This is a genomic window from Halopiger thermotolerans (genome assembly GCF_054654555.1).
In genome coordinates, this window is the sequence record NZ_BAAIEU010000004.1 from 678,911 (window position 1) to 701,941 (window position 23,031).

General features: G+C 68.1%; 20 protein-coding genes and 1 rRNA gene. 12 read left to right on the forward strand and 9 right to left on the reverse strand.

All coding sequences use genetic code 11. The features are described from left to right. Positions 1 to 39: 39 nt before the first annotated feature. Positions 40 to 2,340 carry an AAA domain-containing protein gene (locus ACYQ26_RS11010; RefSeq protein ID WP_459808939.1) on the reverse strand — a complete coding sequence of 767 codons (2,301 nt, stop codon included), beginning with the start codon at positions 2,338 to 2,340 and terminating at the stop codon, positions 40 to 42. A gap of 128 nt (positions 2,341 to 2,468) precedes the next feature. Between ACYQ26_RS11010 and ACYQ26_RS11015 the strand changes: the two genes are divergently transcribed. The 5 genes from ACYQ26_RS11015 (at position 2,469) to ACYQ26_RS11035 (ending at position 7,455) form a co-directional block, all read left to right on the forward strand. Further along, on the forward strand, positions 2,469 to 3,740 hold the full coding sequence (locus tag ACYQ26_RS11015) for a Single-stranded DNA binding protein (RefSeq protein WP_459808940.1): 1,272 nt from the start codon (positions 2,469 to 2,471) through the stop codon (positions 3,738 to 3,740). Continuing rightward, positions 3,737 to 5,611, forward strand: coding sequence for an RPA family protein (locus ACYQ26_RS11020; protein ID WP_459808941.1), 1,875 nt, complete (start codon positions 3,737 to 3,739; stop codon positions 5,609 to 5,611). Before ACYQ26_RS11015 ends, ACYQ26_RS11020 begins: the two co-directional genes overlap by 4 nt. A 22-nt stretch (positions 5,612 to 5,633) precedes the next feature. Then, complete coding sequence (locus tag ACYQ26_RS11025; RefSeq protein ID WP_459808942.1) at positions 5,634 to 6,482, forward strand: metallophosphoesterase; 849 nt, start codon at positions 5,634 to 5,636, stop codon at positions 6,480 to 6,482. 96 nt (positions 6,483 to 6,578) lie between these two features. Next, on the forward strand, positions 6,579 to 7,085 hold the full coding sequence (locus tag ACYQ26_RS11030; protein ID WP_459808943.1) for a molybdopterin-dependent oxidoreductase: 507 nt from the start codon (positions 6,579 to 6,581) through the stop codon (positions 7,083 to 7,085). A gap of 67 nt (positions 7,086 to 7,152) precedes the next feature. Continuing rightward, on the forward strand, positions 7,153 to 7,455 hold the full coding sequence (locus ACYQ26_RS11035; protein WP_459808945.1) for a hypothetical protein: 303 nt from the start codon (positions 7,153 to 7,155) through the stop codon (positions 7,453 to 7,455). A 138-nt stretch (positions 7,456 to 7,593) separates the two neighbouring features. On the opposite strand, the gene ACYQ26_RS11040 is transcribed toward ACYQ26_RS11035, so the two are convergent. Further along, entirely contained in the window at positions 7,594 to 8,937 is a 1,344-nt protein-coding gene (locus ACYQ26_RS11040; RefSeq protein WP_459808946.1) for a sodium-dependent transporter, read from the reverse strand. 269 nt (positions 8,938 to 9,206) lie between these two features. Between ACYQ26_RS11040 and ACYQ26_RS11045 the strand changes: the two genes are divergently transcribed. Further along, positions 9,207 to 10,751 carry an acyl-CoA carboxylase subunit beta gene (locus tag ACYQ26_RS11045; protein WP_459808947.1) on the forward strand — a complete coding sequence of 515 codons (1,545 nt, stop codon included), beginning with the start codon at positions 9,207 to 9,209 and terminating at the stop codon, positions 10,749 to 10,751. Between the two features lie 10 nt (positions 10,752 to 10,761). Next, positions 10,762 to 11,112: a DUF8022 family protein gene (locus ACYQ26_RS11050; RefSeq protein WP_459808948.1), complete on the forward strand. Its 351-nt coding sequence runs from the start codon at positions 10,762 to 10,764 to the stop codon at positions 11,110 to 11,112. A gap of 26 nt (positions 11,113 to 11,138) precedes the next feature. Here the strand turns inward: ACYQ26_RS11050 and ACYQ26_RS11055 are convergent, their stop codons facing one another. Next, positions 11,139 to 11,939, reverse strand: a complete 801-nt coding sequence (locus ACYQ26_RS11055; RefSeq protein WP_459808949.1) for a class I SAM-dependent methyltransferase — start codon at positions 11,937 to 11,939, stop codon at positions 11,139 to 11,141. A gap of 231 nt (positions 11,940 to 12,170) precedes the next feature. Continuing rightward, positions 12,171 to 12,292 (reverse strand): 5S ribosomal RNA (gene rrf, locus ACYQ26_RS11060). Positions 12,293 to 12,487: 195 nt separating this feature from the next. Here rrf and ACYQ26_RS11065 point away from each other — a divergent pair. Beyond that, entirely contained in the window at positions 12,488 to 14,323 is a 1,836-nt protein-coding gene (locus ACYQ26_RS11065; protein ID WP_459808950.1) for an acetyl-CoA carboxylase biotin carboxylase subunit, read from the forward strand. Between the two features lie 452 nt (positions 14,324 to 14,775). On the opposite strand, the gene ACYQ26_RS11070 is transcribed toward ACYQ26_RS11065, so the two are convergent. After that, positions 14,776 to 15,942 carry a TIGR04053 family radical SAM/SPASM domain-containing protein gene (locus ACYQ26_RS11070; RefSeq protein ID WP_459808951.1) on the reverse strand — a complete coding sequence of 389 codons (1,167 nt, stop codon included), beginning with the start codon at positions 15,940 to 15,942 and terminating at the stop codon, positions 14,776 to 14,778. Between the two features lie 148 nt (positions 15,943 to 16,090). Between ACYQ26_RS11070 and ACYQ26_RS11075 the strand changes: the two genes are divergently transcribed. Both ACYQ26_RS11075 and ACYQ26_RS11080 read left to right on the forward strand, forming a co-directional pair. Beyond that, positions 16,091 to 16,453 carry an Htur_1727 family rSAM-partnered candidate RiPP gene (locus tag ACYQ26_RS11075; RefSeq protein ID WP_459808952.1) on the forward strand — a complete coding sequence of 121 codons (363 nt, stop codon included), beginning with the start codon at positions 16,091 to 16,093 and terminating at the stop codon, positions 16,451 to 16,453. 154 nt (positions 16,454 to 16,607) lie between these two features. Beyond that, positions 16,608 to 17,078, forward strand: a complete 471-nt coding sequence (locus ACYQ26_RS11080) for a type IV pilin domain-containing protein (RefSeq protein WP_459808953.1) — start codon at positions 16,608 to 16,610, stop codon at positions 17,076 to 17,078. A 27-nt stretch (positions 17,079 to 17,105) separates the two neighbouring features. Here the strand turns inward: ACYQ26_RS11080 and ACYQ26_RS11085 are convergent, their stop codons facing one another. Together ACYQ26_RS11085 and ACYQ26_RS11090 are read right to left on the reverse strand one after the other, a co-directional pair. After that, positions 17,106 to 17,408 carry a CGCGG family putative rSAM-modified RiPP protein gene (locus ACYQ26_RS11085; protein ID WP_459808955.1) on the reverse strand — a complete coding sequence of 101 codons (303 nt, stop codon included), beginning with the start codon at positions 17,406 to 17,408 and terminating at the stop codon, positions 17,106 to 17,108. Positions 17,409 to 17,482: 74 nt separating this feature from the next. Continuing rightward, positions 17,483 to 17,908: a MoaD/ThiS family protein gene (locus tag ACYQ26_RS11090; RefSeq protein ID WP_459808956.1), complete on the reverse strand. Its 426-nt coding sequence runs from the start codon at positions 17,906 to 17,908 to the stop codon at positions 17,483 to 17,485. A gap of 88 nt (positions 17,909 to 17,996) precedes the next feature. Here ACYQ26_RS11090 and ACYQ26_RS11095 point away from each other — a divergent pair, with 88 nt between their 5' ends. After that, positions 17,997 to 19,379, forward strand: coding sequence for a heme-copper oxidase family protein (locus tag ACYQ26_RS11095; protein ID WP_459808957.1), 1,383 nt, complete (start codon positions 17,997 to 17,999; stop codon positions 19,377 to 19,379). A 4-nt stretch (positions 19,380 to 19,383) separates the two neighbouring features. Here the strand turns inward: ACYQ26_RS11095 and ACYQ26_RS11100 are convergent, their stop codons facing one another. Then, a complete protein-coding gene (locus tag ACYQ26_RS11100) occupies positions 19,384 to 19,626 on the reverse strand; it encodes a hypothetical protein (protein ID WP_459808959.1) in 243 nt (80 codons plus the stop codon). Between the two features lie 340 nt (positions 19,627 to 19,966). On the opposite strand from ACYQ26_RS11100, the gene ACYQ26_RS11105 reads away from it, so the two are divergent. After that, positions 19,967 to 21,196, forward strand: a complete 1,230-nt coding sequence (locus ACYQ26_RS11105) for an HD domain-containing protein (protein WP_459808960.1) — start codon at positions 19,967 to 19,969, stop codon at positions 21,194 to 21,196. 25 nt (positions 21,197 to 21,221) lie between these two features. Here ACYQ26_RS11105 and ligA read toward each other — a convergent pair whose 3' ends face one another. Further along, on the reverse strand, positions 21,222 to 22,913 hold the full coding sequence (gene ligA, locus ACYQ26_RS11110; RefSeq protein ID WP_459808962.1) for an ATP-dependent DNA ligase LigA: 1,692 nt from the start codon (positions 22,911 to 22,913) through the stop codon (positions 21,222 to 21,224). Positions 22,914 to 23,031: the final 118 nt, after the last annotated feature.

A 23,031-nucleotide genomic window follows, 5' to 3' on the forward strand; every position in this document is an offset into this window, starting at 1 on the left:
CATCGCCCGGCGGGAGGGCTCGACGCTGGATCGACGCGCCTACTCCGGCACCGGAATGAACTCCGGTTCGACCTCGCGGAGCCGTCCGGTGCTCTCGAGGAACGAGTGGAGGTCGTCGTACAGGTCGAACTCGGCGTCCGAACCGCCGTCGGCTGCCACACCGCGACCGCCGCTGCGGAGCGTGTACCAGTCGCCGACGATCGCGCAGTAGCGCTGGGCGCGGGTCATCGCCACGTTCAGCCGGCGCGGCCCGTCCAGCGGCCGGCCGAGGAACCCGATCTCGCCGTCGGCGTTGCTCCGGACCAGCGAGAGCACGATCGCGACCTTCTCGCTGCCCTGGAAGGAGTCGATCGTATCGACGGCGACCTCGCGGCCTCGGCCGCGCTCGAGGTGCCGGCGCAGTTTCCCGCGGATCGCGTCCACCTGCGCCGTGTACGGCGTGATGACGCCGACGTCCGAGGGCTCGAGGGCGTCCTCGCCCTCGAGGAGGTTCGAGACGAGGTGCGCGACCAGCCGCGCCTCCGCCTCGTTTTTCGTCGAGCGGTCGACGGTCGCCTCGCTGCCGCCGACGTCATAGCCCACGAGCGCCGGCCGGTCCGCGAGGGCGTCGACGTCCCGGCCCTGCCGCAGCGCGCGGTCGTAGAACCGGCGGTTGGGGAACCAGGCGACGTCGCGGTGCATGCGGTACTGGGTTCGCAGTTGGACGCCGACGCCCTCGTAGACGCCGCCGTCGGCGTAGAGGTGCTCGAACAGCGAGAGGCCGGCCGCTGAGTCGGGCGGCTCCTCGGTCGCGCTGAACGGCGGCAGCTGCTTGTGGTCGCCCGCGAGGATCACCTTGTCAGCCCTCGAAAGCGGGATGCAGGAGGCGGTACACGTCGCCTGTGTCGCCTCGTCGAGCACGAGCACGTCGAACTCCCGATCCAGCACCGCCGCGCTACTGTTCGTCGCGGCGACGACGTCGGCCCGCCCGTCGCACCCGGCGTACCGCCGGCCGACGACCTCGTTCGACGAGTTGCCGGCGTTGACCCGCCGAAGGGTGAACTCGCCGGCCCCATACTGGGCGTAGGCGTGCAGCGACCGCTCGTCGGCCGCGTCTGGCGTGCTCGAGCCGACGACGAGGTTGTCGACCGCCTGGTTCGAGTCGGCGCAGACGAGGACGTCGTCGCCGGCTTCGACGGAGCGCCTGACGACCTCGACGAGCGTCCGCGTCTTTCCCGTCCCCGGCGGGCCGTGAATGCAGAACAACTGGTCGGCGAGCAGGGCGCAGGAAACGGCGAGTTCCTGCTCCTGATTCAGTTCGACGTCCTGCTGGCTGCTCTTGACGCCGGCGGTGTCGCCGAAGGTGACCGGCTTCCCCCCGGTCAGCAGCGCGCGCAGGTCGTCGCGCTCGCGGACGCGCTCGATCGCCTCGAGTTCGCGGTCGTAGGGAACGGGATTCAACAGCAGGGTCGCCGCGAACCCCCGCCGTTTCTTGTTCAGATAGCCGCCGACGGTCGTTCGGTTCTCGATCTCGCCCCAGTCGATCGCGAGGGCGACTGTCGTTCCCTCGAGCGCGTCGACCGTCGCCGGGATCGGGAACTCGTCGGGCGCGTGCTCGTCGCTCGGCGGGTGAAGCAGTACTTCGTTTCCCTCGTGGATGCCGAACTCGTCCTGGACGTACCGGTATCGGTCTCGCCGCTCGGCACTGCCGTCGCCGCCGCTGTCATCAGCACCGTCGTCGACCCGAAACCGGTAGACGCCGTCGTCCGGACGGCCGAGCGACGCCAGCGAGGGGATCGCGCCGAACCCCTCCCTGCGGAGCTGTTCGGCCGATTTCCCGGCTGCTCGCTCCCGGTTCTCGTCCCGCTGGGCGTCCATCTCCGCCTGAACGAACGACTCGAGTTCGTCGAAGAAGGCGTCCGGATCGCCGTCGACCGGGTTGCGGGCGGGCTCCCGTTCCGCGATCGGGGAGTCGAAGTACGCCGGCGGCTCGGCGGGTGCGTAGTCGGAGTGCCAGAACCGAATCCGCTCGGCGAGCGGGGTCCTGACGAACGCGTCGCGGTCGATCGACTCGTGCTCGTCCCCGTCTTCGTAGACGAACACCTCGCCGTGGAGGGCGTGATCCGTGAAGGCGACGTACTCGCCGGTTAGCGACGCGCCGTCCGGTTCGTGCAGCGGGATCGCGATCCAGTCGTCCTTCTCGGGGTGACCGAGGTCCTCGTGGTGGCTCGCGTACTCGACGATGCCGTCGACGGGGATCGGCTCGTCCCGCGTCGGCTCGAGGGCGTCACTGACGGGTGCGCAAAGGGTCGCAGACGAGAGGTCGAAGGTGTCGATCGCACTCTCGAAGAGGAGGGACATATCGACCCGATCGAAGTGTTCGCTCCTAAACTTTTGTGTCGCGGTGACGCATCGTCGGGCCGCTCCGGTCGATCACTTTCGCCCCGCTGCGGGAACGCTTTTAAATCCTGCACGCCAAGTACGGACGAATGGAACTCGATGATCATGCCGAGGATCTCGCCTCCGACCTCGGCGTCGACAAAGAGGAGGTCAAATCCGACCTGCAGAACTTGGTGGAGTACAGCGTCCCGATCGACGAGGCCAAACAGAGCCTTCGCCGGAAGTACGGCGACGGCTCGAGCGGCGGCGGGACGCCCGAGTCGAAGGACATCGCCGACATCACCCCCGAGGACGGCAACGTCACCGTGACGGGGGTCGTCCTCACGGCGGGCAAGCGATCGATCCGCTACCAGGGCGACGACCACGTCATCGTCGAGGGTCGCCTCGCCGACGACACCGGCGTCATCGACTACACCGCCTGGGAGGACTTCGGCCTCTCGCCGGGCGACACGATCACCGCCGGCAACGCCGGCGTCCGCGAGTGGGACGGCGAACCCGAACTCAACCTCGGGGAAAGCACCTCGCTTTCCTTCCAGGAGGAGTCGATCGACGTCCCCTACGAGGTCGGCGGCGACGCGCAACTCGCCGACCTCCGGACGGGCGATCGTGCGGTCAACATCGAAGTGACGGTCGTCGAGTGCGAGCGCCGCACCATCGACGGCCGCGACGGCGAGACCGAGATCCTGAGCGGCGTCTTCGGCGACGAGAGCGGCCGCCTGCCGTTCACGAACTGGGACCCCGCGCCCGAGATCGAGGAGGGGAACGCGGTCCGCATCGAGAACGCCTACGTCCAGGAGTTCCGCGGCGTCCCCGAGGTCAACGTCTCCGAATTTTCGACCGTCACCGACCTCGAGCGCGAGATCGACGTCGGCGCGGACACGACGACGATGGACGTCGGCGAGGCCGTCCGGACGGGCGGCATCTACGACGTCGAGGTCGTCGGCAACGTCATCGCGGTCCGGGACGGCTCGGGGCTCATCCAGCGTTGCCCCGAGTGTTACCGGGTCATCCAGAAGGGGCAGTGCCGGACTCACGGCGACGTGGACGGCATCGACGACCTCCGCGTGAAGGCGATCATCGACGACGGCACCGGGACCCTCACCGCCGTCCTCGACGACGAACTCACCGAGGACGTCTACGGTGGCACGCTCGAGGACGCCCTCGAACAGGCCCGCGAGGCGATGGATCAGGAGGTCGTCGCCGACCGGATCCGCGAGCGCATCGTCGGAAAGGAGTACCGCGTGCGCGGGCACCTCTCGGTCGACGAGTACGGCGCGAACTTGGACGCCGAAACGTTCGCGGAAAGTGACGACGATCCGGAAGCGCGTGCGACCGCCTTCCTCGAGGAGGTGCGAGCATGAGCGCGAACGACGACGAAGAGATGGAGATTCCCGGCCGCGAAGTCGCCTACCGGCTGTTCGCGGCCGAGTACGACGACGCCTCCGTCTCCTACACCGAGAGCGACGAGGAGCGGGCGCCCAACTACGTGATCGCGCCGACCGGCGCCCGGATCAACCGGCTGTTCGCGGTCGGCACGCTGACCGAGGTGACGGCGGTCAACGACGAGATGGTCCGGGCCCGCGTCGTCGACCCGACCGGCGCGTTCGTCGTCTACGCCGGCCAGTACCAGCCCGACGAACTGGCCTTCCTCGAGGGGATCGAACCGCCGGCGTTCGTCGCGGTCACCGGAAAGGCCCGTACCTTCCAGCCTGAGGACTCCGACCAGGTGTATACCTCGATCCGCCCCGAGAGCATCGCGACGGTCGACGCCGACACGCGCGACCGCTGGGTCGTCAGCGCGGCCGAGCAGACGCTCGAGCGGATCGAACTGTACGCGGCCGCCGCGGAGGCGGACGTCCGCGGCGACGAGCTGACCGACGCTCTGCTCGAGCAGGGGGTCGAACCCGGCCTCGCGGCCGGCATCCCGCTCGCGCAGGACCACTACGGGACGACGCCGTCGTACCTCGCGGCCCTGCGCGACTGCGCGCTCGACGCCGTCGAGGTCGTCTCCGGCGACCTCGATCAGGTCGGGCCGTTCGACGCCGGCCCCGGAGAACCGAACGCCGGATACGAGGACGCGACGTTCGACTCCCTGACCGATCTGGGCGTCGACGCCGTCGACCTGTCCGCGCTTGAGGCCGTCTCGACCGAGAGCGCCGCCGAGCAGGAACCGGCGGTTGAGGCGGCAGCTGAACCCGAATCCGAATCCGAACCTGAACCGGAAGCGGTCGCCGCGACCGCCGGCGGCGACACCGTCGAATCGTCGTCGGCAGCCGGCACCGCGACCGGTGACGCCCGCGACGACTCGACCGAGGGTGCGACCGAGGCCGATATCGAGTCGGACGCCGACGACGCCGGCGTCGAACTCGAGAGCGAGAGCGTCGAGGGCACTGTCGAAGCCGAAGCGGCGTCCGGAGCCGAACCGGAGCCGGCATCCGAACCCGAACCCGCCGTCGACGCGGAATCCGAATCGGACGCTGCCGCGGAGTCCGACCTCGAGACCGACGCGACCGACGCGGTCGACGAGGGTGCGGACGAGGACCTCGGCGACTTCGACGCCGAGGACATCGGCGACGGCATGTACGAGATGGACGACGAGGAGCGCGAGCAACTCGAGGAGGAGTTCGGTGCCGAGTTCACGACCGGCGCCGAGGTCGAGGAGCCCGGCGAGGCCGGGATCGACGTGCCGGAGCCGGACGAGGCGGACGCCGATGCCGAGGCTGACTCCGATCTCGAGGCGGACACCGGCGCCACCGACACTGACGCCGACACTGAGGCCGCCGTCGACGACGACCTCGGCGCGCCGCCGACGTCCGGCCTCGAGGACGAGGCGCGCGAGTCTGACGTCGAAACCGACGCCGAACCGGACGCCGAATCCGAGGCGACCGAAGACGAGTCCGTCGAGGAGACGGCGGCCGAGCCGGACGAGCCGGAGTCGGAGCCGGAAGCGGCGTCCGCTACGGACGACTCCGCGGACGACTCCGAGGACGAGGACGAAGCCGCTGACGAGGCCGCCGACGGCGAACCCGCCGAGGACGTCGATCTCGAGGACTACGTCGTCGAAACCATGGCGGAGCTCGACGACGGCGACGGCGCTGACCGCGGGGAACTGGTCGAGACCGTCGCCGCCGACACCGGCGCGTCCGCGGACGAGGTCGAGGACGCCATCCAGGACGCGCTGATGGGCGGGCAGTGTTACGAGCCGGACGACGAGACGCTGAAACCGATCTAAGCCGGCTCCGCTCGAGCACACAATGAACCCAGGATCGGGAGCGCCGACCCCCCGCGTCGAGCCCGTTCCCGGCGAGCCCGCCGCGACCGCGACGGTCGACGGTGACCGCGCCCTGCTGGTCGCCGACTACCACGCCGGCTACGAGGCCGGCCTGCGCTACGAACGCGGCGTCGACGTTCCCAGTCAGGCACCCGACCGCCGCGAGCGCCTGCTCTCCTTGCTCGAGCGAACCGCCGCCGACCGGCTGGTCGTCTGCGGCGACCTCATGCACTCGATCGGCGATCCCGGCGGCGCCGAGCGCGGTGAACTCGAGGTACTGCTCGAGTCCGTGCCGTCGACGGTCGAGGTGACGGTCGTGAAGGGGAACCACGACGGACAGCTCGAGACGTGGTTCGGGGCCGACGCCGCGGACGCCGTCGACCGCCCGAACCCCGACCTCGCCACCGTCACCGTCGTCCCCGGAGACGGCGTCACGCTCGACGGCGTCGGCGTCTGTCACGGCCACACCTGGCCAGCGCCCGACGTCCTCGAGAGCGACGTCGTCTGCCTCGGCCACGAACACCCCTGCGTCCGCCTCGAGGACGAGGTCGGCGGGAGTCGCGTCGAGCGGGCGTGGCTCCGCGGCCGGCTCGATCCGGCGCCGTTTCGCGAGTACGGCGGCTACGACGACGCGGCGATTTCGTGGCTCGAGTCGCCGGACCTCGAGCCGCCGCGAGTCGTCGTCGTCCCCGCGTTCAACGATCTGGTCGGCGGCACGTGGGTGAACGTCCCGAACCAGTCGTTTCTCTCGCCGTTCCTGCCCGACGGGATAGCTGACGGCGAGGCGTACCTGCTCGACGGGACGCGGCTCGGGCCGTACCGGGACGTCTGACGCTGACCGCGCGGTTCGTCTCCTCGAGTTGCCCGCTATTCCTACGCGCTTGGAACGAGCGGTGGCGCTACGACACTGACGCGCCAACAGTGAGTTATGGCTGACGGTGAGCTCCGCGTTCCGCCACTCTCGTCGTCGATTCGGATCGTCGGCGAAACGGAGACGGCAATCGACGGCGATGCGCTCGCCGACTGTCCGCTCCGCGAGCGCGAGTGCGAGATCGTCTGCGCGACCGGCGACCGATACACGGAAACGTGGTACGGCGTCCCGGTGCTCGAACTCCTCGAGCGGGCGTCGGTGCCGCCCGAGACGACCCACCTGCTCGTCGTCTCCGCCGACGGCTACCGCGCCTGCGTCGCCGTCGACACGGCGCTCGAGGGGCTGGTGGCGCTCGGGAAGGACGGCCGGCCGCTCGCGGACGCGAGCGACTACGAGACCCGGTTCGTCGCGGCCGGCGCGGACGGGCCGCGGACCGTAAAGGACGTCGCGCGGATCGAGGCGGTGACCCTCGAGCCGGGGGAAGATCCCGAAGCGTACGAGATTGGCGTCGAGTCGGCGCCCGAGTCGGAATCCGAATCCCCGTCGCCGGACGACGCCGCGTAAGCGCCCGCGCGATCGGCCAGCGCATGTAAGCCGAATCGCCATCTCCCGACCGGGAGAACCCCCGTTCATGTCCATGGAAACGTACCGGCTCGAGGTGCGCGAGACCGAGGAGCCGGGCCTCGACGCCGACGTGTACAACGCGGACGACGTCGTCGAGGAATCGACGTACGTCTCCTACGATGACTACGAGCTCGAGCCGCCGTCCCAGTCCGACGAGCGGCGGTCGTCCGCGGCAGAGATTACCGCGGACGTGACGACGGTCGATCTCCAGTACGAGCGGGACGACGGCGGCTTCCGCTTTCGACTGCTCGGCGATCGCGACGAACTGGCGACCGTTCGGATCGAAGCCGAAGCGTCGGACCGCGAGTGAGTCGAGCCGCCACCGACGAGGCGACGGGCGAGAAGGAGCGACGACTCTCGACGGGTATCGGTTCGCGGTAGCGGTGCCGACCCAAAGAAACGGCGGCGATCGTTCGAGAGTCGATCTCGGCGTCCGCGCGTGTCGGCGTCAGCCGAAGATTCCGACGAAGCTCTCGTAGACCCCGGTCGCGTTCTGCCAGAGGACGATCAGCAGCAGGATGATGACCGGAATCCGGAGGATCCAGATCCAGGTCTGCCCCCAGGCGCCGAGGTTCCGGATGCCCTTGCTGATCTCCTCGAGGCCGAGGTCGGTCTGGACCCAGCCGATGTAGATCGCCAGCAGCAGGCCGCCGAGGATGAGCAGGATCTGGTTGGCGATCCCGTCGTACACCACGAGCCAGACGAGCGACGACGACTGGTCGTACGCCACGGGGACGCCGAGGAGGAAGATCGCCGTCCCGAGGACCGCGACCGCCACCTTCCGATCGACGTCGTGTTCGTCGATCAGGTACGAGGTGACGACCTCCATGATGCTGATCGCGCTCGAGAGGGCGGCGATCGCGACGGTGGCGAAGAAGACGGCACCGAGGAGCCAGCCGAACGGGATGTTACTGAACGCCTCGGAGAGGCTGACGAAGATGAAGCCCGGGCCGTCGGTGGTCTCGGTCAGGTCGGCGGTGAAGAGGATCGGGAACGCCACCAGGCCGGCGGTAAACGCGATCAGCGTGTCGAGGCCGACGATGATGACGCCGTCCTTGGCGAGATTTCGGTCCTCGCCGAGGTAGGACGCGTAGGTGATCATCACGCCCATCCCGAGCGAGAGCGTGAAGAACGCCTGCGCGGCCGCCGCGGGCAGGATCGAGTCCCAGTTCGAGATCATCGTTCCCAGGTCGGGCGAGAGGTAGTACGCGTAGGCCTCGCCGGCGCCGGGGAGCGTTCCGGCGTAGACCGCCAGTCCGATCAGGAGCGCGATGATCGCGGGGACCATCAGCTTGACGGAGAGTTCGATCCCGTCCTGGATGCCGAACGCGACGATGCCGATGACGGCGGCCATGAAGATCGCGTGCGTGAGCACCGACGGCAGCCCACCGGTGGTCGCCGCGAACTGTGCGCCGGCGCCGCCGGCGGCGTAGTTACCCTGCAGTCCGATGACGATGTACTGGAGAATCCATCCGGCGACGACGCTGTAGTACGACAGGATGACGAAGCCGGCGACGAGGAACACCCAGCCGACCTTCGACCAGATCCCCTGCCCGACCTGTTTCATCGCGCCGACGGGGTTCCGGTCGGTGTATCGGCCGATCGTGAACTCGACCAGCATGACCGGAAAGCCGACGAACGCGATCAGGAGGAGATAGAAGACGAGAAACGCCGCGCCGCCGTACTCTCCTACCTGATACGGGAACCGCCAGATGTTACCTAGCCCCACTGCGCTACCGACCGCGGCAAGGATGAACCCTGCCCTCGTTGCCCATGATTCTCGTTGAGCCATATCGCTCTGTTTGAAAGAGGGCCCATATAACTTTTCGTGGTTTCCGGATCGAGATCCACCGGTTCGAGGCCGGTTCCGAGCGGTATTCCGGCTAAAATTGCAACCCGGCGGAATCGTATTTCTTTATAAATTATAGTTCACGGGGGCGTCGGTCTCGCGCGACCGGTCACCGCAGGCAGTGATAAACCGTGAAGGTGTTACGGAATCCTTTTCCTGTTGGTCATCACAACAGGGCGTATGATACCGACAGGGGTGTTTCGAGCGTGACGATGGAAGACCGCATCGACGAACTCGAGAAGCTCCGCGAGGAGGCCGAGTTGGGCGGCGGCGAGGAGCGCATCCAGAAGCAACACGACAAGGGGAAGATGACCGCCCGCGAGCGGATCGACTACTTCCTCGACGAGGGCACCTTCACGGAGTTCGACCAGCTCCGGACCCACCAGACGAGTCAGTTCGGGATGGAGGAGCGAAAGATCCCCGGCGACGGCGTCGTGACGGGCTACGGTGAGGTCAACGGTCGCACCGTCTTCGTCTTCGCCCACGACTTTACGGTCTTCGGCGGGTCGCTGGGCGAGGTTTTCGCCGAGAAGATCTGTAAGGTAATGGACATGGCGATGGAAGTCGGTGCCCCCGTCGTCGGGCTCAACGACTCCGCCGGCGCCCGCATTCAGGAGGGCGTCAAGAGCCTCGCCGGCTTCACCGAAATCTTCCGCCGCAACCAGGAAGCAAGCGGCGTCATCCCTCAGATATCAGGTATCATGGGCCCCTGCGCCGGCGGCGCGGTCTACTCGCCCTCGATCACGGACTTCATCTTCATGGTTCAGGACACGAGCCACATGTACATCACCGGGCCCGGGGTCACCAAGACCGTCACCGGGGAGGAGGTCACCCACGAGGAACTCGGCGGCGCGATGACCCACGCCGGGAAGACCGGCGTCGCCCAGTTCGCCTGCGAGAGCGAGGAGCAGGCCCTCGACGACATCAAACGACTGCTCTCCTATCTACCGCAGAACAACGTCGAGGACCCGCCCCGCGTCGAGCCGTGGGACGATCCCGACCGCCGCGACGAGCGACTCAACGACATCGTCCCGCCGAGCCCCCAGAAGCCCTACGACATGATCGACGTCATCGACTCCGTCGTCGACGAGGGGTCGTTCTTCGAGGTCGCGGAGAACTTCGCGAAGGAACTGGTCGTCGGCTTCGCCCGCCTCGACGGGCGCTCGGTCGGCATCGTCGCCAACCAGCCCCGGGTCAACGCCGGCACGCTGACCGTCGACTCCTCGATGAAGGGCTCGCGGTTCGTCCGCTTCTGCGACTCATTTAACATCCCGATCGTCACCTTCGTCGACGTCCCCGGCTACATGCCCGGCACCGATCAGGAGCACCGCGGGATCATCCGCCATGGCGCGAAACTGCTGTACGCCTACGCCGAGGCGACCGTCCCCCTCCTCACCGTGATCACCCGGAAGGCCTACGGCGGCGCCTACTGCGTTATGGCCTCCAAAAATCTCGGCGCGGACGTCAACTACGCCTGGCCGACCGCCGAGATCGCCGTCATGGGTCCCCAGGGCGCGGTCAACATCCTCTACCGCGACGAACTCGAGGAGGCCGAGAACCCCGACGAACTCCGCGACGAACTCATCGAGGAGTACCGCGAGGAGTTCGCCAACCCTTACACGGCAACGGACAAGGGCTTCCTCGACGACGTGATCGTTCCCACAGAGACCCGGCCGCGGCTGATCGACGACCTCGAGATGCTCGAGACGAAGCGCGAGCAGAACCCGGACAAGAAACACGGGAACATCCCGCTGTAACGATCGACCCATGGCATCACAGAAACAGACGAACGCGACCGATGGGGCCGAGCCCGCGGCGGCCGATCGGCCCGCCGGCGAGCGGCCCGACGCGGCGGCGGTCCTCTCGGACGTCGAACTCGACATTCCGGACACCGCAGACGAGGAGGAGGCGGCCGCGATCGCCGCCGCGGTCGGCGCCCACCTCCACGACCACGCCCTCGCGGTCGCCGCGGCGGCCGCGAGCGAGGAGGAGACGTGGGACGGCAAGCGCTGGGCCTTCAGCGGCCGGTTGCGCGACCAACAGCACCGCCACGCCCGCGTCCCTCGCGAGGCGCCGACGAACGCGTGGTCGGCCGCGGGACGGACGGATCGGTTCTAACTCCGAGACCGTCCACACTTATCCTGTCACCCACGACCGTCCGACCGTTCAGCGACTATCGCGATCGCCCGCAACTGCGCCTCGTATCGCTCGAAAACCCGCCGTAGCGATCGCACTCGGCGCCGTACCTGCGGCCGTCTGAACAGATTGTACCCGATCCGCAGCGTGCCCAGCAGTCCTTCGTCCGCGAGCACTCGCCGCGGCTCGAGCAGCGCCATCGGCTCGACGGCCCGCCACGTCACGGTGAAACCCGCGGTCTCGAGGCGGTCGACCCAGCAGGACTCGGTGAGCGGCTGCGGGTGGACGTTGGCCACCTTCGCGGCCTCCCGGCGGATCCGGGTCGCGGTCTCGTCGTCGACGCCGTCCGCGAGCGCCAGTTCGTGGATGCCGTACCGGCCGCCGGGTCGCAGCAGTCGGTGCGCCTCTTCGAGGATCGCCCGTTTCCCGGAGTCGGGCTGCATCGTCAGCATCGCTTCGCCGTAGACGACGTCGGCCGAGTCTCGAGGGAGGTCGGTGTCGGCGGCGTTCCCGACGACGATTTCGGGCGCGGGCTGAGCGACCCCCTCGAGCGTCTCCCGAAGCCGCGCCGCCCGCTCGCGATCCAGTTCGATTCCCGCGTACGAGTTCGGATTTCGAGCGAGCGCGAGCCGTGCGGTCTCGCCGACGCCGGGTGCGAACTCGACGACGTCGTCCGCCGACGTAATCGAGAGGGCCTCGAGCAACTCGCGAGTCAGCGCCTGGCCGCCGGGACGGAGCGTCCGCTTGCCGAGGGCGGCGAGCAGTTGGTGTGCCGGTCGGTTCGCGATCGGCATCGACTTGCGGGTCATGTTGAGCGTCCGGCGTCGCTCGCTTGAGCGCCGCTGTGGACGTCCGGAACGTCGCTTCCTCGTCGTATCGCCGTTGCCCCGAACATGCTCGTCCGGAGTAGATAGCACCCGTTCGGAACAGTGTCACCGGTCGGTACGACCGGCGAGGCGGCGTCTCGAGAACTGCATTCGACGCCGGAAAGGCCGGCGTCGCGACTGCCGATCCGTGAATAGAGGAATGAAGTATGAATAGTGAAGCGGCGAACCGACGTTCCCGGAGGCTCGCGCACTCCAGTACTTGCCGGAACGCAGGCGGGCTTAACTTCCGTGTTCGGGATGGGTACGGGTGTTGCCCCGCCGCTGTGGCCGCTTCAACGCCGACCCGCGGAATCGAACCACGGTACAGCCATCGTCGGTTTCCGCGTTCAGTACGCCGTTCCCATTCGGGGAACGTAACGGTTTCGTTTCGAACCAACCGCGCGAACGAGACGCGTTCGCGCGGGACGGTCTCAGTGAACCGATCGGTTGCGAAAAAGTAAGGTAGCAGCCTCGCAACTGTTTGTACAGAAATGTTCAGGAAGGTCCTGGTGGCGAACCGCGGCGAGATCGCCGTCAGAGTCATGCGCGCGTGCGAAGAACTGAACGTCGGGACGGTCGCGATCTACTCGGAGGCGGACAAGGACGCCGGACACGTCCGCTACGCCGACGAAGCGTACAACGTCGGGCCGGCTCGCGCGGCCGACTCCTACCTCGATCACGAGGGCGTCATCGAGGCCGCGCGCAAGGCCGACGCCGACGCGATCCACCCCGGCTACGGCTTCCTCGCGGAGAACGCCGAGTTCGCCCGCAAGGTCGAGAACGCGGACGGGATCACCTGGATCGGACCTTCCAGCGACGCCATGGAGTCTCTGGGGGAGAAGACCAAGGCCCGGACGATCATGAACGAGGCCGACGTCCCCATCGTTCCGGGGACCACCGATCCCGTCACCGAACCTGAGGAGGTCAAGGAGTTCGGCGAGGAGCACGGCTACCCCATCGCGATCAAGGCCGAGGGCGGCGGCGGTGGCCGCGGGATGAAGGTCGTCCGGTCCGAGGACGAGGTCGAGGACCAACTCGAGAGCGCCAAGCGCGAGGGCGAGGCCTACTTCGACAACGACTCGGTCTACCTCGAGCGCTACCTCGAGCAGCCCCGCCACATCGAGGTCCAGATCCTGGCCGACGAGCACGGCAACGTCCGCCACCTCGGTGAACGGGACTGCTCGCTCCAGCGACGCCACCAGAAGGTCATCGAGGAGGCTCCCTCCGCGGCGCTGACCGACGAACTGCGCGAGAAGATCGGCGAGGCGGCCCGCCGCGGGGTCGCCGCCGCGGACTACACTAACGCCGGCACCGTCGAGTTCCTCGTCGAGGAAGAGTCCGGCCGGGACGGCCCGCTGGGTCCGGACGCGAACTTCTTCTTCCTCGAGGTCAACACTCGGATCCAGGTCGAGCACACCGTCACCGAGGAGATCACGGGCTACGACATCGTCAAGCGCCAGATACAGATTGCGGCCGGCGAGGAGATCGACTTCGAGCAGGACGAGGTCACCTTCGACGGCCACGCGATGGAGTTCCGGATCAACGCCGAGAACGCGGCGAACGACTTCGCGCCCGCGACCGGCGGCCGACTCGAGACCTACGACCCGCCGGGCGGGATCGGCGTCCGATTGGACGACGCCTTGCGGCAGGGCGACGAACTCGTCACCGACTACGATTCGATGATCGCCAAACTCGTGGTCTGGGGCGAGGACCGCGACGAGTGCATCGAGCGCTCGCTGCGCGCGCTCCGGGAGTACGAGATCGAGGGCATTCCGACGATCATCCCCTTCCACCGGCTGATGTTGACCGACGAGGAGTTCGTCGCCAGTACGCACACGACGAAATATCTCGACGAGGAGATGGACCCAGAGCGGATCGAAGAAGCCCAACAGCAGTGGGGCGGCGACACCGGCGACGGCGGCGACGGCGAGGACGAGGAAACCGTCGAGCGCGAGTTCACCGTCGAAGTCAACGGCAAGCGCTTCGAGGTCGAACTCGAGGAACACGGCGCGCCGGCGATCCCGACCGGCGATGTCGAGGCCGGCGGCGGCGGCCAGGCCCAGCCGCCCCAGCCGGCGGGCGGCTCCGGCGGCGGTGGCGAGGTCGCCGGCGAGGGCGAGACCGTCGACGCCGAGATGCAGGGGACGATCCTCGACATCGAGGTCGAGGAGGGCGACGAGGTCGCGGCCGGCGATGTGCTGGTCGTCCTCGAGGCGATGAAGATGGAAAACGACATCGTCGCCTCGAAGGGCGGGACGGTCGTCGAAATCCCCGTCGAGGAGGATCAGAGCGTCGACATGGGCGATACGCTGGTCGTCCTCGAGTAGCGTCGGCCGCTTCGGGAGCGTCCCTCATTCTCGGCAGACGACCCCGGCCGGAACGTGTTCGGCTGAACGCCCAACTTCCTTCGTTCGGAAGACGGAGGTGCACGCGATATCGACGACCGCCCCTGCAAGCGATCGACGGCGTCCGGACTCGTCTGCACGTGGTACCGGCTCCGTCTTTCACCCATACCGATATCGCGTGCGGTCGGAAGCTACTCACCGATCGGTTCGATCGTGCGGTCGGTGCGTCGATGTGCCGACTCCGCTCTAGAGCCATCGTCTTCCGCCGGTCGGCCCGAACCCTGTAATCGACGGGCTCGAGAACCCGTCACCGGTGGCTGTTCAGTCAGTCCGGGTCGACCTCGCGGTTCACGTTCGATCTTTTGTCTCGGTACCGATCGTCCACGCAGTCGGCCGTCTGTCTGGTCTCGATTCCGGCGAAACCGGGCGTACAGTCAGTCGCCCGAGGCCGGCCGCTCGAGCGTCGAGGCGTCCTCGCGTTCCCACGGCAGCGGACCGTCGTACGCGTCGGGAACGTAGGGACAGAGCGGGTCGCTCGCGAGGGGATTTCCGGTGTGGGCGTAAGCCCGCGAGCGGCTGCCGCCGCAGACGTGGCGGTAGGGGCAGGCGCCGCACTTCCCCTCGAGGTTGTCGCGATCGCGCAGCGACCGGAACAGCGACGAGTCGCGGTAGATCTCGGGCAGGGATTCGTCGCGGACGTTGCCGGCCGACTGCGGCAGGAAGCCCGAGGGGAACACCTCGCCGGTGTGGCTCACGAACGCGAAGCCGTCGCCGGCGATGATGCCGGTTCGGCGGCCGATGCCGTCGTCTGCGGGTCCGTCGTTGGATCCAGACCCGGCACCGGACCCGGCTCGAGGCCTGCCGCCCGAGCCGTCGGTCGCTCGCTGCATCGCGACCCGGCGGTACTGGGGCGCCTCGGTCGTCTTGACCCCGAACGGCTCCTCGTCGCTGACCTCGTTCAGCCAGGCCATCACCGCGTCGGCCTCGTCCGGGTCGATCGGCTCGAGCACGCGGCCGCGGCCGACGGGGACCAGGAAGAAGACGCTCCACAGGACTGCCCCGAGGTCACGCAGCAGATCCTTAATTTCGGGGAGTTCGCCGACTGTCTGGCGGCAGACGGTCGTGTTAACCTGCACGGGGAGGCCGGCCGCGCGGGCGTCCTCGACTGCCCGCACGGTTTCCTCGAAGCTGCCGTCCTCGCCGCGGAACTCGTCGTGGGTCGCGGCCGAGGCGCCGTCGAAGCTGACCGCCATCCGCTTGAGGCCGGCGTCGGCCAGCGCCTCGATCCGGTCGGCGGTCAACGAGTGCGTGCCGCTGGGCGTGATCGTCATCCGGAGGCCGAGGTCGGTGCCGTAGTCGACCAGCTCCTCGATGTCGTCGCGGACGAGCGGATCCCCGCCCGAGAGCACGACGAGTTGTCCCTCGCCGAACTCGGCGGCGTTCTCGAGCAGGCGCTTGCCCTCGGCCGTCGAGAGTTCGTCGGGGTGGCGTTTCTCCTTCGCGTCGGCCCGGCAGTGGTCGCAGGCGAGCGCGCAGGCCTGGGTGACCTCCCAGATGAGGACGAACGGCCGCTCCGACGTATCGACGTGACCAGGTCTCATTGCTCGGTACTCGTAAGCGACCGAAGGAAAGCCGCGCTCTCGTTCTCACCGGTCGGGAAGACGCGAACGCGTTCGTCCGACCGACGACGTGTTCCCAGCCGCTGGGAGTTTGGGGAACGATCTTGCTCGCCGTTTCGTACCGTCGAGTATGGTCGAGAAGGCGCGCCGCACGAAGGTCGAACGCGACGACTCCGAATCTCCGATCCCGCAGTGGGAGGTCTTCGTCCGCGACGAGGAATCGGAGCCGCTGCGCCACGTCGGCAGCGTCGCCGCCGAGAACGCGACCGACGCTCACGAAAACGCCTCGAGGCTGTTCGGCTGGTATTCGGTCGACCTCTGGGTCTGTCCGGCCGACGAAGTCGTTCGGTTCTCGACGCAGGCGGTCGACGACGAGGGGGCGGCCGATCCGGAAGTAGACGGCGACGAATCGACCGACGACGCGGACGGCGAGAGCGAGGAACCGCGCGTGTACAAGGAAACCGCCGGCGCGTCCGACATCAACAGTCTGTAGGGGGATCCGTTCGTCGTTCGGTGATCCGCCCGTCGACCGCGAGCGCGACACCGGGCGTTGACCGACGGTCAACCGCCACTATTCAATTCGTATATCAGTCCTGAAAGCTGACATCCCGCGTATAACAATGTCGGTTCTCTCCGGAGAACCGACGATGCGTTCCGTATCGCCGTCCGACGATCGAACCGCCGTCTCGTCCGTCGTCGGCGTCCTCGTTCTGATCGCGATCACCGTTGTCCTGGCCGGCGTCGTTCACGCGTTCGCGTTCGGTCTCGCGGACGACACCCTCCAGACGTATCCGACGGCCGGCGTCTCGATCGACGCCGACGCGGACTGTGACGACGAGAAAGCGACGGGGCTCATCGCGACCCACATCGCTGGCGACTCGATTCCCGCGGACGAACTCTACCTCAAGGCCGCGGGAGACGATCTCGAACTCTCTGGCTCGTGGGCTGATCCCGACGGGTACTCGACCGCCGCCGTCGACGACGGGGCGGTGAGCGCTGGCGATACCGCGACCGTCTGCGCCAAAGACGAGACGCTCGAGGAGACGACGGTACGGGTCGTCTGGCGGGCGGATTCGGGCACGCGATCCCTCGTCCTGGCTGAGTGGGACGGCAGCTAAGCTCGAGTCGGCTGCGGCCGCCGCGTCTTACTCTTGGACGTGCGCGCGAGTCACGTGGCCGCCACAGCCACACTGATCGACGTACTCGAGGTCGACGTCCTCGAACGCGGCCTCGAGTTCGTCCCAGAGGTACGTTTCGGGGTGGCCGTGGTCGCCGTGGGTCACGAGGTTGACGTGGTAACCGCTCGCGGTCGCCTCGATCGCGTCTTTGGCCTGCTCGACGACGAGGTCGCGGTCGGCCGCGTGGTGGGGCTGCTCGAGGTTCGCGGACCACGAGTTCTCGTGGTCGCGCCGCGTCACCGGTTCGACGTCGCTGACGTCTTCGGCCATACGGCAGCGTCAGCGCTCGACGGGCCTAAGGGCTGAGACGAACGCGTTCGGTCGACGGCCCGCACGGGTCTCCGTCAACAGCAGAACATGAACGGGTAGATCAGCGCCACGCGGTCGCCGTCCTCGAGTTCCGTCTGGAACCCGTCGAAGTGTTCGTTGAACTTGCCGTTGATGCAGACCCGGGCGTAGGTACGGGTCTGCTCGCCTTCGGGGTTCTTGCGCCACGTGCCGGGCAGTTCCTCGGGCGGGTCCGCCCAGCCGTGGGCCGTCGCCTCCTCCTCGGTTTCGGCGATCAGCAGGTCCTCGACGTCGTACTCCTCGAAGAAGGCCTCGAGGAAGTCCCGCAGCCGGGTCCCCTCGAAGGTGAACTCGAGTTCGTGGGTGCCAACGGCGTCGCGGACGTGGCCGGTACAGCGGACGGTCACGGTGGTGGTTTCGGGAGTGGATTCGCTGGCGTGATCGACGTCGGTCGTCTGCTCCTGGGTAGCTTCGGCCGTCATACTCGTCCGTACGACGCAGCGGGGCGAAAACCCGACTCCGAACGTGTTCGGGAGTAATCGAACGACGATCGGAACCGAACGGTCGCGTATGAACCGGATGCCTGGCGGGCTACGGACCGATCAGCAACCGCCGATGGCGATCCCGTTTCGCCACTTCGTGCTCGCGCTGGCGTTTCTGGTCGCCGGCGTGGTCGGCGGGACGGTCCTGACCGTCGCGACGCTGCCCGGACTGTCTACGCTCGCGGTCGTCCACGTCGTCCTGCTGGGGTGGATCGCCGTGACGATCATGGGCGCGATGACCCAGTTCGTCCCCGTCTGGTCGGGCGTGACGATCCACTCGCGGCGGCTCGCCGTCGCCCAGCTGTGGCTGGTCGTCGTCGGCCTGCTGGGCTTTGCCGGCGTCCTGGTGGCCGGCGCGCTCGCGTGGCTGCCGGTCGTCGCCGCGCCGATCCTGCTCGGCATCTGGCTGTTCGTCTACAACGTCGGCCGGACGCTGCTCGCCGCGCGCCCCCTCGAGTTCACCGAGCGCCACTTCGCGCTCGCGCTCGCGTGTTTCGCCCTCGTCGCGCCGCTGGGCTACTTGCTCGCGGTCGATTTCACCCGCCCGGCGTTCGACGCGGTATCGCTCGGCCACGGCGACGTCCGGCTGCTCCACGCCACGCTCGCGCTGTACGGCGCCTTACTCGCGACGGTCGTCGGCGCGTTGCTCCAGCTCACGAAGATGTTCGCCCAGTGGGACCTCGGAGCGCTCGAGGATCGACTGCTCCAACTCGAACAAGTTCTCTATCCCGTCGGCCTCGTGGCGTTCGCGGCCGGCCGCGCACTCGGAGCGGAGATCCTCGCGAAAGTCGGCGCAATGGCCCTGCTGGCCGGCCTCGTGGCGTTCACGGTCGTCATCGTCCGCGCGCTCGCGGGATCGACGGCCGAGGGGTCGCCGATGACCGACCGCTACTGGGTCGTCGCCGCGTCGCTGTACGCGTGGGCGTTCCTGACGGTTCCCGCGTGGTGGCTCGAGCCGACCGGCGAGACGGTGTTCGGCCATCCCGACGCGTCGAATCTGCTGATCTTCGGGGTCTTCGGCTTCGTCGTCGTCGGCTCGCTGTACCACATCGTGCCCTTCATCATCTGGCACGAACGGTACAGCGACCGGCTAGGGTTCGAGCAGGTGCCGATGATCGACGACCTCTACGACGACCGCCTCGAGCGGGCGGACTTCGCGTTCACCGTCGTCGCGCTCGTCGGACTCGTGGTCGCGCCGCTGTTCGATCTCCCTGGCTTCGTCACGGTCGGCAGCGCGGTCCTCGGCACGGCCGGCGTCGTCCTGTTCGTCTCGAACGTGTTACTGACGATCCACCGACACGGGCCGAACGGTCTCGCCGGCGTGCTGCGGAGCGGGGACGGCCTCGAGGCCGACGAGAGCGGGGACGACCTCGAGTCCGCGGAGGGCGGCGTCGGCGAGGTCGGCGACTGACGTCCTATTCGAGCCGAATCAGCGAGTGAATCTTGTCGTACCGGATGCTCCCCTCGTCGAGCGGTTGCCCGTCGAGCTCGAGGTAGCCGGGCTCGAGGCCGGTGACCTCGCCCTCGTGTTCGGGGTCGTCGGAGCCGGTTCGGTCGGCTTCCCAGACCTGGACGACGTCGCCGACGTCGACGTATTCCTGTACGAGTGCTTTGGCCCGTTCGTCGTCGGCGTCGGGCGGAATAGTGAGATCGGTCATCGTCTCGGACCACGAGGGCCACGGGGGTAAACGCCGTCGCGTCAGGTGACGGGCGCTTTTGTAGCCGCGCGGACTGCGGTCGCGGTCGTCGTCGCGCTTCGCTCCCGCTCACTCCCACTGCGTCGAGATGTACAGCAGCGCGATGAGACAGAGAATAACGACGACGAACAGCGCCACCGTCATCACGAACGGATCGAGCATATCGGCCGTTCGGATCGGCCGATCAAAGTGCTGTCGGTTGGCTGACGAACGGCGAGGGTCGTCGCGAACTGCCGACCGCCGGCGAACGCCGCCCGTCCCCGTCACGACAGTTTTTGTACGGTCCGGCCGAACTATCGGCATGAAAGTCATCAAGGACAGCGTCCACGACCACCTCCAGGTCGAGGGCGTCGCGCGCGATCTCCTCGATACCCCGCTGGTCCAGCGGCTCCGAGGTATCAGCCAGCTCGGCACCGTCTCGCTCGTCTATCCCTCCGCGAACCACACCCGCTTCGAGCACAGCCTCGGCGTCTACCACCTCGCCTGCAAGGCCCTCGAGCAGCTCGGCATCGAGGGCAGACGGGCCGACCGCGTCCAGGCCGCCGCCCTGCTGCACGACGTCGGCCACGGCCCGTTCAGCCACAACCTCGAGTCGCTGACCCACCGTCGGACGGGCCGGTACCACGACGACGTCGACGACTTGCTCGTCGACGGCACGGTCGGCGACGTCCTGCGCGACCACGACCTGGATCCCGAGCGGATCGCGGGGCTGATCGCCGGCGAGGGGCGGTTCGGTCAGCTCGTCTCGGGCGAACTCGACGTCGACCGGATGGACTACCTCGTGCGGGACGCCCACCACACCGGCGTCCCCTACGGGACGATCGACCACGAGCGGCTGGTTCGGGAACTCACCTTCGTCGACGGCGAACTCGTCTTAGACGAGGGGAACGTCCAGGCCGCCGAGAGCCTGCTGGTCGCACGGGCGCTGATGAACCCGACCGTCTACAGCCACAGCGTCGCCCGGATCAGCAAGGCGATGCTCCGCCGGGCGGCCGAACGCTTGCTCGAGCGAACGGACCTCGACGCCGAGACCCTCCAGCGGATGGACGACGCCGACCTGATCGTCGCCCTGCGGTCCTGCGAGGAGACGCAGGAGTTCTCCCGCCGGCTGGACGAGCGGGACCTGTACAAGCGGGCGGTGTGGGCCGAGATCGACGACGTCCCCGGCGGCGTCATCGAGAGCGACCACGAGTCGGTCCGCGAGTTCGAGCGCGAGATTGCCGACCGCGCCGCGGTCGACCAGGAGTACGTGATCCTCGACATCCCGAGCCGCCCGTCGATGACGGAGTCGACGACGCGGGTGATGGTCAACGGCGACATCCGACGGCTGGGCCAGCAGTCGCCGCTCGTGGAGGCGCTGCGCGCGGCCCAGTACTCGCAGTGGCGACTGGGCGTCTACTCGCCGCCCGAAATACGCGAGCGGGTCGGCCGGGCCGCCGTCGACGTGCTCGGGCTCGACATCGACGGCGCGCTGGTCAGCGAGGTCCGGAACGGGATGGATACGACGCTGGATCAGTTCGTCGACGACTGACGGCGGAGCACGGAGAATTCGACCGTCAGGACCGCAGCGACTCCACTCGCTCGAGCGTATCTGCGTCCTCGGGTTCCTTGTCCGACCGCACCGCCAGGAACCGCGGGAACCGTAGCGCGTAGCCCGACGAGTAGGTCGGCGAGGTCTGGATCTCCTCGTAGCCCACCTCGAAGACGACCGCCGGCTCGAGACCGACGTCCTGACCGTCCTCGGCGGCGATGTGGGGCTCGAGCAGCTCCGTCAGCTCTGCGAGCTTCTCGTCGGTGATGCCGGTCGCGACCTTCCCGACGGTCTCGAGGTCGTCGCCGTCGCGCACCGAGAGTTCGAAGGTCCCGAGGAAGTTCGCCCGGCGACCCTCGCCCCACTCGGCGCCGGTGACGACGCAGTCCAAGGTCTCGACGTCGGGTTTGCGCTTGCGCCAGTGTTTCCCCCGGCGGCCGGGCGAGTACGTCGAGTCGGGGTTTTTGAGCATGATCCCCTCGTGGCCGGCCTCGAGGGCGTCGGCGTCGATCGCCTCGATCTCGTCGGGGTCATCGGTGGTCCAGAGCAGGGAGAGGCCCTCGATGTCGGCCTCGTCTTGCTCCGGCGCGTCGTCGGCGTCCGCCAGTACTGCTCGTAGCCGGTCGTGACGGGCCGTCAGCGGCTCCTCGAGCAGGTCCTCGCCCCCGGCGTGCAGGCAGTCGAAGAAGACCGGTCGGACGGTGACTTCTTCGCGAGCCTTCTCGACGTCGTGCTTGCGGCGGAACCGCTTGAGCACCTCCTGGAAGGGGAGCGGGCTGCCGTCGTCGTCGACGGCGACGACCTCGCCGTCTAAGATGGCCGGTTCCTCGAGGGTCTCCTCGGCGTACTCGAGGACTTCAGGGAGGGCGTCGGTTACTTCCTCCATGTTGCGGGAGAAGACGCGGGTCTCGCCGTCGGCGGAGTGGTGCAACTGGATCCGCGCGCCGTCGTACTTCCACTCGACGGCGGCCTCGTCCCACTCCTCCAGTGCGTCGGTGACGGTGCCGGCCTGCGCGAGCATCGCCTGCACGGGCCGGCCGATCTCGAGGTCGATCGCCTCGAGCCCCTCGCTCCCCTCGTCCCGGGCGATGCGGGCGACCTCGCCGTAGTCGTTCGAGACCTGCAGAGCATGCTCGACCTCTTCCTCGGGGACGTCGAAGGCCTCGGCGATGGCGTCCCGGACGGTCCCCTCGCCGACGCCGATGCGCATCTCCGAGAGGACGAGCCGCGCGAGGTAGCGCGCTTCCTCGCTCGAGCAGCGGTTAAAGAGGCCAAAGAGGAGATCGACCTTGCGGTCCTGGCTGCCCGACCCTTCGGCGGCTGCGAGGTCGGTGAGGGTCTCCGAGACCTCGCGGACGGTGAGGTCGTCGCCCCCGCCGTCGCCGCCGGTGAACGCGCCCAGGCCCTGCTGGCCGCCGAAGTCGTAACTGGCCGCCACGTCGCCGATCTCGCCCAGGTCGGCGAGGCGCTCCTCGACGTCGTCGGCGTCGACGTTCGTCCCGGCGGCCCGCGCGATCGCCTCGTAGCACGCGCTCGGGCCGATGTCCAGGGTCGTCGAGTCCCACGCGGGGAAGACCCGGCCCTGGACGAAGCGGGCGACGACCTCGAGGTCGTCGCCGGCGTCGCGGAGCAGGTCGGTGACGTGGGCGACGATCTCGAGGTCCGCGGGCTCGGCTTCGATCGCGGCGGCGCGGTCGGCGAACGTGGCGAACTCCATCGGCGGACGCTACTGCCGGCGGGAGTAAGAGTAAAACGGTTCTGAGACGCCGACGCTCCTCGGAAGCGAGTCGAGTGGACCGGCGAGCGGCTCCCGCGGCCACGCCTCGCGGTGAACG

Excerpts from the sequence above, each read along its gene's own strand:
- ACYQ26_RS11010 (WP_459808939.1), bottom strand. The coding sequence starts at position 2,340 with ATGTCCCTCCTCTTCGAGAGTGCGATCGACACCTTCGACCTCTCGTCT.
- ACYQ26_RS11015 (WP_459808940.1), top strand. The coding sequence starts at position 2,469 with ATGGAACTCGATGATCATGCCGAGGATCTCGCCTCCGACCTCGGCGTC.
- ACYQ26_RS11020 (WP_459808941.1), top strand. The coding sequence starts at position 3,737 with ATGAGCGCGAACGACGACGAAGAGATGGAGATTCCCGGCCGCGAAGTC.
- ACYQ26_RS11025 (WP_459808942.1), top strand. The coding sequence starts at position 5,634 with ATGAACCCAGGATCGGGAGCGCCGACCCCCCGCGTCGAGCCCGTTCCC.
- ACYQ26_RS11030 (WP_459808943.1), top strand. The coding sequence starts at position 6,579 with ATGGCTGACGGTGAGCTCCGCGTTCCGCCACTCTCGTCGTCGATTCGG.
- ACYQ26_RS11035 (WP_459808945.1), top strand. The coding sequence starts at position 7,153 with ATGTCCATGGAAACGTACCGGCTCGAGGTGCGCGAGACCGAGGAGCCG.
- ACYQ26_RS11040 (WP_459808946.1), bottom strand. The coding sequence starts at position 8,937 with ATGGCTCAACGAGAATCATGGGCAACGAGGGCAGGGTTCATCCTTGCC.
- ACYQ26_RS11045 (WP_459808947.1), top strand. The coding sequence starts at position 9,207 with ATGGAAGACCGCATCGACGAACTCGAGAAGCTCCGCGAGGAGGCCGAG.
- ACYQ26_RS11050 (WP_459808948.1), top strand. The coding sequence starts at position 10,762 with ATGGCATCACAGAAACAGACGAACGCGACCGATGGGGCCGAGCCCGCG.
- ACYQ26_RS11055 (WP_459808949.1), bottom strand. The coding sequence starts at position 11,939 with ATGACCCGCAAGTCGATGCCGATCGCGAACCGACCGGCACACCAACTG.
- ACYQ26_RS11065 (WP_459808950.1), top strand. The coding sequence starts at position 12,488 with ATGTTCAGGAAGGTCCTGGTGGCGAACCGCGGCGAGATCGCCGTCAGA.
- ACYQ26_RS11070 (WP_459808951.1), bottom strand. The coding sequence starts at position 15,942 with ATGAGACCTGGTCACGTCGATACGTCGGAGCGGCCGTTCGTCCTCATC.
- ACYQ26_RS11075 (WP_459808952.1), top strand. The coding sequence starts at position 16,091 with ATGGTCGAGAAGGCGCGCCGCACGAAGGTCGAACGCGACGACTCCGAA.
- ACYQ26_RS11080 (WP_459808953.1), top strand. The coding sequence starts at position 16,608 with ATGCGTTCCGTATCGCCGTCCGACGATCGAACCGCCGTCTCGTCCGTC.
- ACYQ26_RS11085 (WP_459808955.1), bottom strand. The coding sequence starts at position 17,408 with ATGGCCGAAGACGTCAGCGACGTCGAACCGGTGACGCGGCGCGACCAC.
- ACYQ26_RS11090 (WP_459808956.1), bottom strand. The coding sequence starts at position 17,908 with ATGACGGCCGAAGCTACCCAGGAGCAGACGACCGACGTCGATCACGCC.
- ACYQ26_RS11095 (WP_459808957.1), top strand. The coding sequence starts at position 17,997 with ATGAACCGGATGCCTGGCGGGCTACGGACCGATCAGCAACCGCCGATG.
- ACYQ26_RS11100 (WP_459808959.1), bottom strand. The coding sequence starts at position 19,626 with ATGACCGATCTCACTATTCCGCCCGACGCCGACGACGAACGGGCCAAA.
- ACYQ26_RS11105 (WP_459808960.1), top strand. The coding sequence starts at position 19,967 with ATGAAAGTCATCAAGGACAGCGTCCACGACCACCTCCAGGTCGAGGGC.
- ligA (WP_459808962.1), bottom strand. The coding sequence starts at position 22,913 with ATGGAGTTCGCCACGTTCGCCGACCGCGCCGCCGCGATCGAAGCCGAG.